We start from the raw sequence: 13931 nt of genomic DNA, 5'->3' as shown, positions 1-13931 counted from the left end.
ACGCTACTCTTATATTATAGTACAAATATACTAACAAACAAGAGGCAGGTCTATCGACGACACCGGCGTAAAATTAGGATATTGTGCAGTGTAGATGACTTCCGACAGTTAGCGATGATTAAACTAGACCAGTTTTTAAAGTTTTTAGGTATAGCCCCAACGGGAGGACAAGCTAAGTTGATGATTATTGACGGCAATGTCAAAGTCAATGGTGTAGTCGAAACCCGACGAGGACGGAAATTAATAGCAACTGACGAGGTGACAGTAGAAGGGAAAACTTTTCTCGTAGGAGAGGTTATAGATTAGACATCTGGTGAAAATGAATGTAGAGACGTTGCAGTGCAACGTCTCTACAAGGATTTCGGGCAACGCAGAATTAATTTCTAGCAGATGTCTATTAGGTAGGGGATAGGGGATGGGTATTACGAATTACGAATTACGAATTAACAAAACATGGGCGAGATTAAGTCACTGATTATTGATAATTACGACTCCTACACCTACAACCTTTATCAAATGATGGCTGAAGTGAATGGAACATCGCCCCTTGTAATTCAGAACGATCGCCTAAACTGGCAACATCTGCAAGAATTAGCATTTGATAATATTGTGATTTCCCCTGGCCCCGGTCGTCCAGAGATAGCTAAAGATTTTGGTATCTGTCAACAGTTATTGCAAAATCCTCTTGATGTACCCTTACTGGGTGTTTGTCTTGGTCATCAAGGCATTGGTCACTACTATGGTGGTAAGGTCATTCATGCACCGGAAGTGAGACACGGACGCTTGAGTGCAATCTATCATCATGGTTGCGGTCTATTTGCGGATATTCCTAGTCCTTTCCAGGTGGTACGCTATCATTCGCTATTAGTAGCTGAGGAATTGCCTAGTTGTTTGGAAAAAATAGCGTGGACACAAGAAGGTCTGGTGATGGGATTGCGCCATCGACACCGTGCGTTGTGGGGGGTGCAGTTTCATCCAGAATCTATTTGTAGTGAGTATGGATATAAATTACTAGAAAACTTCAAAGCAATAACTGAGCAGTTTATCCAACAACATGGTAGAGATCGGTCAAAATTGCTCAAAGAAGAGGAGAGAAAAGTTTTACCTGTTGCTACTCAATCTTCATCCCCAACTCAAAGCCAGGAGTTTGTAGTTTGTAGTCGCAAGTTGGATGATTACCCTGATGCAGAACAAGCATTTGTTCATCTGTTTGCAGAAGATACCAATGCTTTTTGGCTAGATAGTAGCCGCGTAGAGCCTGGTTTGTCTCGTTTTTCCTTTATGGGGGGAGGTGGAGTTAACAGTTTACTGGTTAGTTACTGTACCCAATCTCAAGAACTGACTATTACTCAATCTGGTAAGGTGGTACGCTCTCAAGAAAGTATTTTTGATTATCTCAAGCGAGAGATTCACCGCCGACATTGCCAATCTGATGAGCTACCTTTTGATTTTAACTGCGGATTTGTTGGTTACTTTGGTTATGAACTCAAAGCAGAGTGCGGATCTCGACTAGTGCATTCCTCATCCTTACCTGATGCTATGTTTCTGTTGAGCGATCGCCTGATCGCTTTTGATCATCAAGAGAAATGCACATATTTAGTGTATCTCACCCTCAGAGGGGAAACAGCACCAGCGCAAGTTTGGTTTGAGGAAACAGCAAACAGACTCAGAATGCTTCCCCCTTTAACGCCCATAGATACAGAGATCAGTACAAATCCTCTGGTTTTCCGCTTGAGTCGGTCATATCAGACATATCTAGATGATATCCACAAGTGTCTACAAGAAATATATGCTGGGGAAAGTTACCAAGTCTGCTTGACAAATCACCTGCATACAGAGCCAATTCCTGATCCTCTCAAGTTTTATCGCAGATTAAGACGAATTAATCCCGCGCCTTATGCAGCTTTTGTGCGGTTCGGTGAGACGGCGATCGCTTGTTCATCTCCAGAGCGATTTTTGCGGATTGATAGTCAAGGATGGGTGGAAACTAAGCCCATCAAGGGAACTGTGCGACGGGGACAAACGCCCCAAGAAGATTTTGTCCTCCGGGAACTGTTACGCCACAGTGAAAAGGATCGGGCAGAAAACTTGATGATTGTCGATTTATTACGCAACGATTTAGGACGAGTTTGTCAAATTGGTAGTGTTCATGTGCCAAAATTGATGGATGTGGAAACTTATGCCACGCTACATCAACTGGTAACTACTGTGCGTGGTTGTTTGTCGTCTGAGATGACAGCTATAGATTGTGTACGCATGGCTTTTCCTGGTGGTTCGATGACTGGTGCGCCCAAACTCCGCACGATGGAAATTATTGATAAACTAGAGCAGGAAGCCAGAGGGGTTTACTCAGGAGCGATCGGTTTTTTGGGTTTGAACGGTGCAGCAGATTTAAATATCGTCATTCGCACCGCCGTATTCACACCAAAGACAACTTCTATCGGTATAGGTGGTGGTATTGTCGCTTTATCGGATGCGGAAACAGAATTTCAAGAGACTATCCTCAAAGCTAATGCCTTAATTCAAGCTATGCTACTCACAGTTCATGGTGAGTTTAATTCTCGGTTGTATGAGATTGTCGATATTGATAGTAGAGATGTTGCACTGCAACGTCTCTACAATGATTTTGATCTATTAACCAATGATTCGCTTGAGTGCAGATAACTTACCTTGATATGGTGCGTAACGCCAATTTAAATCTAGCCAAAATGAGTTTTTTAACACACTTTTGTAGTGGGAAAAGGTGTCAAAACTAGCTTTACCATGATAACTGCCAATACCACTATCACCGACACCGCCGAATGGTAAAGAGGAAATACCTACTTGCATGACTGTATCATTCAGACAAACTCCACCAGATGAGGTTTGTTGCAAGATGCGTTGTTGCAGATGTTGATTTTGGGAAAATAGGTATAAGGCTAGAGGTTTTGGTTGAGAATTAATCAGGGCGATCGCTTCTGTGATATCTTTGTACTCAATCACAGGTAAAATCGGCCCAAAAATTTCTTCCTGCATGACAGGATCTGATAAGGAAACCTGATCAAGTAATGTGGGAGCAATATACTTTGACTCAGAATTTGTTTCCCCACCGACGATAATTTGTCCATTGTCCAGATACTTAGTTAGACGCTCAAAATGTTTTTGACTGATAATTCTGGCGTAATCTGGACTTGTGGCTGGATGATCACCATAAAATTCTTTGATGGTTTTTTGTAGGGCAGTAATTAAGTCTTGTTTGATGTTTTGATTGACTAATAGATAATCAGGGGCGATACAAGTTTGCCCAGCATTTAAGAATTTACCCCAAACAATCCGTTTAGCTGTATGTTCAAGATTAATCTCTGTATCGACAATACAAGGACTTTTCCCACCCAACTCTAATGTTACTGGGGTGAGATGCTTGGCTGCTGCTGCCATGACAATTTTACCAATGGCTGTACCACCAGTAAAAAAGATGTGGTCAAACTTTTGGGATAAGAGTTGTTGACTAGCTTCTACCCCACCTTCTACCACAGCAATATACTCACTAGGGAAATATTTACTAATTAGTTGTGTGAGTAAACTAGAAGTATGGGGTGCAAGTTCGGAAGGTTTAATAATTGTGCAATTTCCCGCAGCGATCGCTCCTACCAATGGTGAGATAATTAATTGGAAGGGATAATTCCAAGGGCCAATAATTAAAACAACTCCTAGTGGTTCTGGATAAATCCGGGCTGAGTAAGGAAAGAATTCCCAAGAAACATCTGCTTTTTTCGGCTTACACCAATTTTGAAGATTTTTGATAGCGTAATCAATCTCTTTGATTGCTCCAATTTCTGTGGCGTAGGATTCAAATTCTGGTTTGTTTAAGTCTGCTTTTAAGGCATCAATAATTTCTGGTTTATTGTCAGTGACTAATTGCTTAAGTTTTTGCAGTTGTGCTAGGCGAAAAGCGACTTCTTTGGTTTTACCAGTTTGAAAAAAACTACGCTGTTGATGAATGATTTCGTTAATTTGTGATGTTTCAGTAGTAATCATATTCACTCACAATTAATTAAAGGTTTAATTTGTATACTCCGGTGGGGAAACTGTGGTCATTGCAGGTAAACTAACGATAAACACACTACCTTTACCCAATTCTGAATTAACTAAAATCTTACCTTGATGCGCTTCAACAATGCGCCGAGACAGATAGAGTCCTAAACCACTCCCAGAAATTTTATGACTACCTTGGCGAAATCTTTCAAACAACGTTGATTGTTCGGCTGGAGGGATACCGGGGCCTGTGTCTGCTATTTCAATATTGATGTAGTTGTTGACTGAACTAGCAAAAATCAGCGTTTTCAGGCGAATATTTATTTCTCCAGATGTTGTAAACTTGATGGCATTACCGATGAGATTGGTAAATAGACGGTGAAGTTCTAAGCGATCGCCCATGACTTGATTAGTGGTCGATACATCGCCAAAATCCCGATTGATTACCAAGCGTTTTTCTTGGGCTAAGGGTGTGAGTTCTCCTACTACCTCATCGAGTAATTGAGTCAGGTTAACTGGTTGAAACGCTAAAGTTTTCCGCCCAGCTTCAAAACGGTAAACTTCTAGTAAGGTATTCACCATCGACAGCAGGTTGATGTTGCTACGCGCCATAATGGTGATTACTTCCTGCATTTGTGGGGATAAATCACCCAAAGCCCCTTGTTGAAATAAAGCCAGCATTCGATCCGCCGCCACTAGCGGGGTACGTAAATCATGAGTGAGGCGAGAGACAAAATCCTCACGCTGACGGGCAATCTCATCGCGCTCATCCATGCTATGCTTCAAACGTAAAAGCGATCGCACTCGTGCTAGCAATTCATCCACTGTGACAGGTTTGCGGATAAAATCGTCAGCACCCAAGTCTAATCCCTGAGCTACATTGGGTGCATCATGAGCAGTAATCAGTAATATCGGAATATACTGCGGCAACTTCATCTCACCACGGACTCGCCGAGTAACTTCATAACCATCCATACCAGGCATCATCAGATCCAATAATACCAAGTCGCAAGGAGATGCTTGCAGTTCTGCCAAGGCGGAAATGCCATTTTCTGCGGTGCTAACTGTGTAGCCTTCTTCTTCCAAAATAGTTTTAATCAAAAACACATTATCGGGAGAATCATCGACAACCAGAATTTTGTCAGAACGAGATGATTGTAAACTCATGTGAGACGTATAGAACTAGTCCTTCCGTAGAGTAGGATAACTCGTTACTTATAATCTAACAATTTACAAGCTTAAGAGGTTGTTTGAAAAGTCGAAAAGTATACTAGTAACCCCTCTCCGAAACGGGGAGAGACTTTGAAACCCTCATTCCCTTGTAGGGAACCTACCAAAGTCAAATCTTTTTTGTATAAGGTTTTGCCAAAATTTACATAAATTTACTACCTAAATCCTACTTTTTCCTGACCTTTTCCTACCTCCAAATTTTATACCACGGATTAGATTATTCCATATAGGAGCAGCGATCGCTCAATTATTATTCATTGGAGCAGATAAAATGCCACTCAATGCCCAGCTAAAAGCAAAATATCAACAACTTTATCAGGACTGTGCTATTAAATCAGATAAAATCAGTCAAGTTGATACCACTATTAACCGGATTATAGAAAATCGTACTCGTTATAAAAAAGTAGAAAGAGTGACTGATGTTCCGTGGTTTATTATTGCTGTGCTTCATCACTTGGAAGGTAGTGGTAATTTCAATACTCATTTACATAACGGAGATCCGTTAAGTACTAAAACAACTCATGTTCCGAAAAATCGTCCATTAGGAGAACCACCATTTACATGGGAAGAGTCAGCACAAGATGCTTTGACATTTGATGGTTTAAATAATTGGCGTGATTGGAGTATACCAGGAATATGCTACACCCTCGAAAACTTTAACGGTACTGGTTATCGACGATATCATTCAAACGTAAAATCTCCTTATTTATGGAGCTTTTCTGATCATTATACCCAGGGTAAATATCGCTCCGATGGTCAATTTGACCCTAATTTAGTTAGCCAGCAATGTGGTGGGATGGTCATTCTCAAAAGAATGGAAGAAAAAAACCTAATTTCTTTATCACCACAAGATAATATTGGTGACAACATTGATACAACAACACCGGAAGAACAAGTTACTTGGTTTGCGCTTTATCGCCAGGAAAAAGATGGCACATCTTATCCAGTCATTGCGGCTAATGCAGGTTCAAAAACTATTGAGGTTGTCGAATTTACCAACAAACTAACTGATGATTTGGTGGATTTTTTAGGTAAATATCCTACTGCTAAAACTTTTTTAGTGGCTGCATCTTCTAGCAGTATTCCTGCTGCTACTGCGGCAGATATTACTATCACTCCTAATCCTACTTTACCAAAATTAACTCGTATTCTGCGTTGGGGTACTAAGGGAGATGATGTTAAAGCTTTGCAACAGGTACTGAATAATTTAGGTTTTAATGCTGGAGATATAGATGGAGAATTTGAAAATGATACGGAAGAAGCAGTGAAAGCTTTTCAACTAAAAGCAGGTTTAATGGTCGATGGAGAAGTTGGCCCAATGACATGGGGTAAACTGGGTGGTGACTATGATCCAGACTTTTCTACCGATCCATCTGATTCAATTAACTTGCAATTAGCTAGTTTTGCAGAAATTGAAGCCGCTAAGGGACTTACTTGGGTAAATGCAAGTAGTGAAGCGGAAAAATATCTTGCTCCTTTTCGTCAACCAATGCAGCTTCTAGACCATATAGGAACAGCACCAGATTTTTATAACTGGTGTGCAGCTTTTGTGGCATATTGTTGTCGTCAAGTAGGAATTGATATCCCTGATCAACCTCAAGGATTTTGGGCAACAATGGCTTTAGTTGAGACTTGGCAATTTTGGGCAAAACAAAATGGTTATTGGTATTCTCAAGGTTCTGTGATTCCGATGCGTGGCGATATTGTTACCTTTGACTGGCCTGATAGTGATGCTCCTGGAGACTTTAATCATATTGGCATTATTAGAGCGCATTCTCAAGGAAGTACCGTAATTAAAACTTCTGAAGGTAATAGAAGAAATACTAGTGGTAACTTTACGCGCTATTTATCTAGTGTGTCAGGAATTATCCGCATCCGTTAACTCTTAGCAAAGAAACAGTAGAGACGTTGCAATGCAATGTCTCTACATAATTTATGTGTATCATGATTAATGTGAAATGAGATCACCCCCAATACGGTTCGATATCTTAAGTGTGTCTGAGGATCACTCATCATGTTCACCAATGGTTTGATTGTAGCGATCGCCTAATTCAGATTTTGATTCAGCAACGCTATTATTTTTCAGTAAAATCATTAGACATAGACAGCTAGCCACTAATTTTACTAAGCTTAAAGCACTACTTTTTAAAACAATAAAAGTTCCTATTCCTATCAGTACAAAAGGCACAAGATAATTACTATAACGAGTTAAAATATCAGCGATATTTTTCTGGTAAGTTAATCTATAAGCGGCATAACACCAAATACCCAACAGAATTATAAATGAGCAAATAATGATAAAAAATACTGTTAAATTGCTGTTGGCAAATAAGGGTACATACACACTAATATTATCACCACCATTAGCAAGGGTTATAGCTGCTATACTATAAACTTGAGGTGTAAATAAATCAGTAATTGTTGTAGTTGTTGATGGCGTTGATTCTGGGGAAACATCTTCTGTGATGCTTTCTTTATTAACTAAACTATTAATACCCATAACTATAGGTATTAACCCTAGTAATCCAATCACTTTTGGCGGTAAAATCATGCCACCAAAGAAACCAGGAAGACTGAGAATTATTAATGTAGTAAAACCCAGATATTGACCAGCGACTATTTGCCAAGGATTTAAATTAGCATTTACTTGTGAAAAAAATAGCAATAAAATGACAATATCATCAATGTTGGTAGCAATGAACGCAATTATCCCTGTACTAAATGCAGTAAATAACTCATTCATTTATGTGTCCTCATTTATACATTGATATTTTATCGCACAGAATTCAGGAGTCAGGAGTCAGAATTCAGCATTTTAGTCTTACCACGCCACTACTTTTTCTTAATACACAACTTTAGCTTTGCACGCCATTAATTAAGATTTACTTTATAAATAATCTGTAAGGATACATCCGTCAGAATACAGGAGTCAGAATAGTTGAAATTCTCATATTTGATGAGTAAGCTAATATTCCTAAACCCTGATTGATTCTGACTTCTGACTCCTGGGTGCTGAATTCTTACAATAATCTCTTATTTTATCCGACTCTGGTATGAATCAATTAATCACAGCTTTCGCCGCAGGAATAGTCGCATTTGTAGCCACCAATATTGATGACACAATTATTTTACTATTACTTTTCTCACAGAGAGATGCTAATTTCCGACGACGGCATATTTGGCTTGGTCAATATCTGGGTTTTGCTATTATCATCTTAGCCAGCTTGCCAGGATTTTTTGGTGGTTTAGTTGTCCGGCGAGAATTAATCGGATTACTGGGCATATTACCTATAGTGATTGGTGTCAAACAATTAATGAATCGAGAAGTAGAAAATTTAGAAATTCAAGCAGTCACTGATGATTTACAAAAATCAACACCAACTAATTCTCTGTTATATTTTATAGTAAGTATTTTACACCCTCAAACATATAAAGTGGCAGCAGTAACTATTGCCAATGGTGGGGATAACATTAGCATTTATATTCCTTTATTTGCTGGTCAAAATCTTGCTGGCTTGGGAGTGATTTTAGGGGTATTTTTTGTCATGATAGGTGTCTGGTGTGCTATGACTGACTGGTTAAGCCGTCAAGCTCCAATTACTTATGTACTGAGTCGTTATGGGAAAGCTATTGTGCCTTTTGTCTTGATTGGTTTGGGTTTATTTATCATGTATGAAAGAGGAACATTCAGCTTATTACGGGGAATGTAATTGATAATAAGCCGCTTCAAACTTGATAAACCAATTTCCAACTTACCATCATCAAAATAGTGTAAATGACAAATTTTAATGGGCGTTGAGGAGTGATTTGGCATATTTTTGCACCTAGTAAGACTCCAGGAACTGAACCTAACCATATAGGTAAAACCAAGCTCCAATCTACTGTGCCTAAACTCAGATGTCCGAGAGAAGTAAACATTAATAAAATAGCTGCTTGGGAAATGTCTGTTCCCACTAACTTACGAGCATCAAGACGAAAAAAGCCAATTAAAACTAAGGCAAATACTGAGCCGGAAGCAATGCTAGTTAAACCAACTAAATAACCTAAAATTGCTCCGATAGCAACAGTCAAAAACCGCCCCCAATGAGTTGTTAAATCAAACTTTGGTAGTTCAGGTAAGCTAAATTTGGGGAAGAAAGTTATTAGTAGCAATTGCACTAAAGCTAACAATGTGATTAACAGAATTGTTATCCCCAGTAACCGGAGCAAAATGTTATCTAAATTATGCTCACTGGTCTGCCTAATCAAGTGTAGTGTTCCTACTCCAAAAAGTGAACCGGGTACGCTTCCCAAGGCTAGCCATTTAACTACTTCTTGATCTAGAGTTTGTTGTTGCCAGTGCTTAACACTACCAACTACCTTCATTAAAGTGGCAGATACAACATCTGAGCTAACTGCAATGGCAGGGGGTACTTGAAAGATAAAAATTAGCATTGGGGTAATCAAAGAGGCTCCACCAATTCCTGTTAACCCAACAATTATGCCAACTAAAAAGCTTAGAAAAGGTAACAAGAAATAGTGCATAGAGACTAGAAGCTAAAAGTTAGAGGTTAGACACGATAGATATCTATTGACTCGTGTGCCAATCGAGTATGGATTTCTATCTTGTACAGGAAGCACGGTAAGTACATCGGCTTACCGTATTTTATCTGTATTTGCGCTCAAATGCTAGGGTATTTCTATCAAATAGCGACTTATTGTCGGTAGAATATGTAAAAAATGGGATTAGCAATGAGTCCTGAGTGGTGGTTTCGGGATTTTCCCTCATCTCTCAACCCCATTGAGGTATTGAGCATCTTTCCTACAGACAGTTCATGGAAACCAGCAGCATTTGCTAGCTCAAACTGAGTCAAGTTGAGTTCTTTTCTAATTCGCACTACGTAGCTAGCAAGGGATTCTCCGGACTTTGGAGTTTTTATAGTATCCATGAAATGCTGTTAATATCCTCTTAAAAAGATTGCTTGTTATGTAATATTTTGTAGTATATTGGGGAAAGCTCACAGATTTTTGTTGGTATTACCTATGAGTCAGCAAACTTATCTAAAAGTCCCCTTTGTTTGGGAAGAGCCTAAACCGTTGATTGAAGTTCCACAGAGGTTGACTTTTGAGCCAGTCCACACAATGCGTGGCTCATTATTAATCTCAATCGTTGCCCGTGTAATGGCTTCATCAATGGATGCAAGTCATCTAAAAAAAGTTTCAGAACATGAGCCTTATGAGGCGGTTGAGAAATTTCTGAATTCGGCAAGCGATGGCTTCTCGTATACTGATGACTGGTGGCAGTTTGGGATTAACGAAAATGGGGACATTGTAGGGTTTGTGCTTCCGGTTATATTTTCTGGATGTGCCAAAGAAGGCTTGGAGGAAGGAACAATCTACGATATCGGAGTTTTACCAGAGTATCGAGGGCTTGGTTTTGCAAACGATCTTCTGTCCCAAGGAACACGTACATTACAAGACATAGGAGTTTGGCGAGTATTTTGTGATACGTCTGTGAGTAACGTGCGCATGATTTCTGCATTCAAGCGGGTTGGGTATCGACAGTATAGCGAACCTTGTGAGCGTCCCATTTGAGCATTCTGTATCTCGCATCACCATACATACTCAAAATTTGCGTTGAAGTGTTAATTGTACTGGATTATTTCTGAAACCTAGATATAGTGAGAGTTTCCAGACCATCTTGCAGGTTTTTACACGTATCTCGGCTCAACCCCATTGAGATGATGGGCTTGTATGAGTACATTAATTATTGTTTAGCTAGATAATTGATAAATATGGGAAGTTGGAAAGAAACTGGGAAACAGCGTCAGTCATCTGTTTCATTTATCCAAAATCTATTGCTTGCCCATTGGCGATCGCTCCTACTCTTATTTGTGGGAGTATATTTACCATTGCAAGTATTTGAGTTACTAGCAGTGAAGCTATGGCAGTATGAAGCGGGTTTTCCCTGGGATTTACCAATTCTGCTGGCAGTTCACTCGACAGCACAACCACAATTAGATATTGTCGCTGTAGTGCTGACTAAGTTAGGTTCATTTTGGACAGCATTACCAATTCTCAGTGCGATCGCTGTAATATTATGGCAGCAAAAACGCTGGCGATCGCTAGTTTATCTAGTCACCACTGCTATAGGCAGCACTGTTATTAACCGCACAGCTAAAGAATTAATGCACCGAGTTCGTCCTCATTTATGGGAATCTGGTGCGCCGGAATTTGATTTTGCCTTTCCCAGTGGTCATGCTATGACCAGTATGACACTGGTGGTAATCTTGCTAATTTTAACTTGGGCTACCTCGTGGCGGTGGTTAGTATTGGTTAGTGGTAGCTTGTTTATCATGCTCATTGCTTGGACACGTCTTTACCTGGGTGTGCATTTTCCCAGTGATATACTTGCAGGTTGGATGGTAGCGATCGCTTGGACAATTGGTGTGAGTATAATTATCAAACCAAACTTAACCCAAGCTACCGCATTAGGTAATCAAACTCAAGCAGAAACTTCTTTGCTACCGGAAGAAAGTCAATAGTCAATAGTCAATGGTCAATGGTCAATGGTCAATAGTCAATAGTCAATAGTCAATAGTCAATGGTTAGCACTCCCTCACTCCCTCACTCAGCACTCATCACTCATCACTCAGCACTCATCACTCAGCACTCATCACTCAGCACTCAGCACTCAGCACTCAGCACTCATCACTCATCACTCAGCACTCAGCACTCATCACTCCCTCACTCCTTTCATTGCAAAAGACCAATCATGTGTAGCAGTCCATGACCGGTAATCAGCTCGATAATTAGAGCAATGAAACCTAACATGGCTATGCGTCCATTCCAAACTTCTGCGCTGGTAGTTAGACCCCATTCCCAGTTTTCTTGGGGGTACATCTTGACCTTTTTCTTCATCTGGGTAACTTGCGATAGTTTGAGACTGGGTTTGTCCAGAGACTCAATTACCAAGTCTGCCAAAGCGCGAATAAATACTGGATGAGTGTTGGGTGCAGGGACACGGCGGAAGTTGTGAATTCCTGCTTCTTCAGCTATTTCTCGATACTCAATGTCAATTTCTTGTAATGTTTCGATGTGTTCGGAAACGAAACTGATGGGTACAACCACTAAATCTTGAATACCTTGTCCGCCTAGTTCTTTGAGTGCGTCTTCAGTATAAGGTTGTAGCCATTCTACAGGGCCAACACGACTCTGGTAAGCGAGGGTGTAAGGATTGGGGCGATTGAGTGTCTGCATAATTAATGCAGTACATTCTTCAATTTCTTGCTGATAGGGATCGCCTGCTTCGTCCACGTAGCTTTTCGGGACACCGTGGGCGCTAAAGAAGACATGAACTTGTTCAGGATGGGGAAATTGGTCTAATTCTTGGCTGATGAGTTGTGCCATTGCTTGCAGGTAACCAGGCTGTTTGTACCAAGAGGGAATAACTGTATATTCAATCCGTTGCAGCTTGGGGTCTTCTTGCCATAGTCTCTCTAATAAGCGGAAACTAGAACCACTGGTACTGATGGAAAATTGGGGGTATAGAGGTAGGATTACTAGGTTATCGATATTATCTTGAGTTAAGAGGGCGATCGCTTCCTCAGTGTAAGGATGCCAATAACGCATTCCTACATAGATATTGGTTTCCTTGCCCATCTCCTCTAATTGTTCTCTGAGGGCTTCCCCTTGGGCTTCTGTAATCCGCCGCAGTGGAGAGCCACCACCAATTTGCTTATAATTCGCTTGAGACGTTCCCGTACGCCGAGTAGCGATAAACCAAGCCAGGGGTTTCTGCAACCATCGGAATGGTAAGCGTATGATCTCTGGATCGGAGAATAGATTATACAAAAATGGCCCTACATCCTCCAGCTTATCAGGCCCACCGAGATTGAGTAATAATACGCCTACACGACCCATAGCAGTTATTTTCCCCCAACCTTTTCAGATTTTTTACTAATGTTAACAATATATCTTTATTAAATATAAAGCTTAACAGTTAAGGATGGTGTAATGGCAACAATTTTCCGAGATTTAAGTTACCGTTATCAGTGGCTATACGATGCTATATCCCGTGTAGCCGCCATTAGTGTGGGTGGAGAAGCCCGTTTTCGGCAATTAGCTTTACAAGAGTTAACGATTCATCCAGATACTGCGGTTTTAGATGTGTGTTGTGGCAGTGGACAAGGGACGCAATTTTTAGTGAAATATTCACAAAACGTAACAGGGCTAGATGCGTCACCCTTATCTTTGCGTCGGGCAAAGCAAAATGTTCCTCAAGCCACTTATGTAGAAGCTTTTGCCCAGAAAATGCCCTTTGCCAACAACCAGTTTGATGTGGTGCATACTAGCGCTGCTTTACATGAAATGGAACCAAAACAATTACAAGAAATTCTTCAAGAGGTTTATCGAGTCCTCAAGCCAGGAGGTGTGTTTACCTTAGTAGATTTTCACAGTCCCACAAATCCCATATTTTGGCCTGGTTTATCGCTATTTTTACTCCTGTTTGAAACAGAGACAGCTTGGCAGTTATTAAAAACTGATTTACCCCAATTATTAACTGAAATTGGCTTTGAGGTATTGAAATCAACCTTGTATGCAGGAGGTAGTTTACAGGTAATTCAAGCACGGAAATAAACTGAAAAAATATTCACCTATCTTGTATGCGTAGTAGGGCGGCAAGTCTAATTTATTGGGTTGAGTAA

General features: G+C 40.3%; 12 protein-coding genes. 7 read left to right on the top strand and 5 right to left on the bottom strand.

What is annotated here, in order from left to right:
- The first annotated feature begins 114 nt into the window (after positions 1 to 114).
- Together FD725_RS02530 and pabB are read left to right on the top strand one after the other, a co-directional pair.
- A complete protein-coding gene (locus FD725_RS02530; RefSeq protein WP_179046666.1) occupies positions 115 to 306 on the top strand; it encodes an RNA-binding S4 domain-containing protein in 192 nt (63 codons plus the stop codon).
- 147 nt (positions 307 to 453) lie between these two features.
- A complete protein-coding gene (gene pabB, locus FD725_RS02525; RefSeq protein ID WP_256871835.1) occupies positions 454 to 2664 on the top strand; it encodes an aminodeoxychorismate synthase component I in 2211 nt (736 codons plus the stop codon).
- Here the strand turns inward: pabB and FD725_RS02520 are convergent.
- Both FD725_RS02520 and FD725_RS02515 read right to left on the bottom strand, forming a co-directional pair.
- Positions 2635 to 4017 (bottom strand): aldehyde dehydrogenase, encoded by a 1383-nt coding sequence (locus tag FD725_RS02520; protein WP_179046665.1) that lies wholly within the window; start codon positions 4015 to 4017, stop codon positions 2635 to 2637. The two genes, pabB and FD725_RS02520, sit on opposite strands and share 30 nt — an antisense overlap.
- A gap of 24 nt (positions 4018 to 4041) precedes the next feature.
- Positions 4042 to 5181, bottom strand: coding sequence for a hybrid sensor histidine kinase/response regulator (locus FD725_RS02515; protein ID WP_179046664.1), 1140 nt, complete (start codon positions 5179 to 5181; stop codon positions 4042 to 4044).
- 334 nt (positions 5182 to 5515) lie between these two features.
- Here FD725_RS02515 and FD725_RS02510 point away from each other — a divergent pair, with 334 nt between their 5' ends.
- Positions 5516 to 7126, top strand: coding sequence for a peptidoglycan-binding protein (locus FD725_RS02510; RefSeq protein ID WP_179046663.1), 1611 nt, complete (start codon positions 5516 to 5518; stop codon positions 7124 to 7126).
- 123 nt (positions 7127 to 7249) lie between these two features.
- On the opposite strand, the gene FD725_RS02505 is transcribed toward FD725_RS02510, so the two are convergent.
- Positions 7250 to 7987 (bottom strand): cadmium resistance transporter, encoded by a 738-nt coding sequence (locus tag FD725_RS02505; protein WP_179046662.1) that lies wholly within the window; start codon positions 7985 to 7987, stop codon positions 7250 to 7252.
- A gap of 310 nt (positions 7988 to 8297) precedes the next feature.
- Here FD725_RS02505 and FD725_RS02500 point away from each other — a divergent pair, with 310 nt between their 5' ends.
- Positions 8298 to 8954, top strand: coding sequence for a cadmium resistance transporter (locus FD725_RS02500; protein WP_179046661.1), 657 nt, complete (start codon positions 8298 to 8300; stop codon positions 8952 to 8954).
- A 16-nt stretch (positions 8955 to 8970) separates the two neighbouring features.
- Here FD725_RS02500 and FD725_RS02495 read toward each other — a convergent pair whose 3' ends face one another.
- Positions 8971 to 9768, bottom strand: coding sequence for a sulfite exporter TauE/SafE family protein (locus FD725_RS02495; protein ID WP_179046660.1), 798 nt, complete (start codon positions 9766 to 9768; stop codon positions 8971 to 8973).
- Positions 9769 to 10266: 498 nt separating this feature from the next.
- On the opposite strand from FD725_RS02495, the gene FD725_RS02490 reads away from it, so the two are divergent.
- The gene (locus FD725_RS02490) at positions 10267 to 10818 is read left to right on the top strand and encodes an N-acetyltransferase (RefSeq protein WP_179046659.1); all 552 of its coding nucleotides are present in this window, start codon (positions 10267 to 10269) and stop codon (positions 10816 to 10818) included.
- Between the two features lie 200 nt (positions 10819 to 11018).
- Positions 11019 to 11768: a phosphatase PAP2 family protein gene (locus tag FD725_RS02485; RefSeq protein ID WP_179046658.1), complete on the top strand. Its 750-nt coding sequence runs from the start codon at positions 11019 to 11021 to the stop codon at positions 11766 to 11768.
- Positions 11769 to 11979: 211 nt separating this feature from the next.
- Here FD725_RS02485 and hemH read toward each other — a convergent pair whose 3' ends face one another.
- Positions 11980 to 13146, bottom strand: coding sequence for a ferrochelatase (gene hemH, locus FD725_RS02480; protein WP_179046657.1), 1167 nt, complete (start codon positions 13144 to 13146; stop codon positions 11980 to 11982).
- A gap of 93 nt (positions 13147 to 13239) precedes the next feature.
- Here hemH and FD725_RS02475 point away from each other — a divergent pair, with 93 nt between their 5' ends.
- A complete protein-coding gene (locus FD725_RS02475; protein WP_179046656.1) occupies positions 13240 to 13863 on the top strand; it encodes a class I SAM-dependent methyltransferase in 624 nt (207 codons plus the stop codon).
- The last annotated feature ends 68 nt before the right edge of the window (positions 13864 to 13931 follow it).

The sequence above is a fragment of the Nostoc sp. TCL26-01 genome (assembly GCF_013393945.1).
Lineage (GTDB): Bacteria > Cyanobacteriota > Cyanobacteriia > Cyanobacteriales > Nostocaceae > Trichormus.
This window is presented reverse-complemented; position numbering and strand designations above follow the sequence as displayed.

Excerpts from the sequence above, each read along its gene's own strand:
- FD725_RS02530 (WP_179046666.1), top strand. The coding sequence starts at position 115 with ATGATTAAACTAGACCAGTTTTTAAAGTTTTTAGGTATAGCCCCAACG.
- pabB (WP_256871835.1), top strand. The coding sequence starts at position 454 with ATGGGCGAGATTAAGTCACTGATTATTGATAATTACGACTCCTACACC.
- FD725_RS02520 (WP_179046665.1), bottom strand. The coding sequence starts at position 4,017 with ATGATTACTACTGAAACATCACAAATTAACGAAATCATTCATCAACAG.
- FD725_RS02515 (WP_179046664.1), bottom strand. The coding sequence starts at position 5,181 with ATGAGTTTACAATCATCTCGTTCTGACAAAATTCTGGTTGTCGATGAT.
- FD725_RS02510 (WP_179046663.1), top strand. The coding sequence starts at position 5,516 with ATGCCACTCAATGCCCAGCTAAAAGCAAAATATCAACAACTTTATCAG.
- FD725_RS02505 (WP_179046662.1), bottom strand. The coding sequence starts at position 7,987 with ATGAATGAGTTATTTACTGCATTTAGTACAGGGATAATTGCGTTCATT.
- FD725_RS02500 (WP_179046661.1), top strand. The coding sequence starts at position 8,298 with ATGAATCAATTAATCACAGCTTTCGCCGCAGGAATAGTCGCATTTGTA.
- FD725_RS02495 (WP_179046660.1), bottom strand. The coding sequence starts at position 9,768 with ATGCACTATTTCTTGTTACCTTTTCTAAGCTTTTTAGTTGGCATAATT.
- FD725_RS02490 (WP_179046659.1), top strand. The coding sequence starts at position 10,267 with ATGAGTCAGCAAACTTATCTAAAAGTCCCCTTTGTTTGGGAAGAGCCT.
- FD725_RS02485 (WP_179046658.1), top strand. The coding sequence starts at position 11,019 with ATGGGAAGTTGGAAAGAAACTGGGAAACAGCGTCAGTCATCTGTTTCA.
- hemH (WP_179046657.1), bottom strand. The coding sequence starts at position 13,146 with ATGGGTCGTGTAGGCGTATTATTACTCAATCTCGGTGGGCCTGATAAG.
- FD725_RS02475 (WP_179046656.1), top strand. The coding sequence starts at position 13,240 with ATGGCAACAATTTTCCGAGATTTAAGTTACCGTTATCAGTGGCTATAC.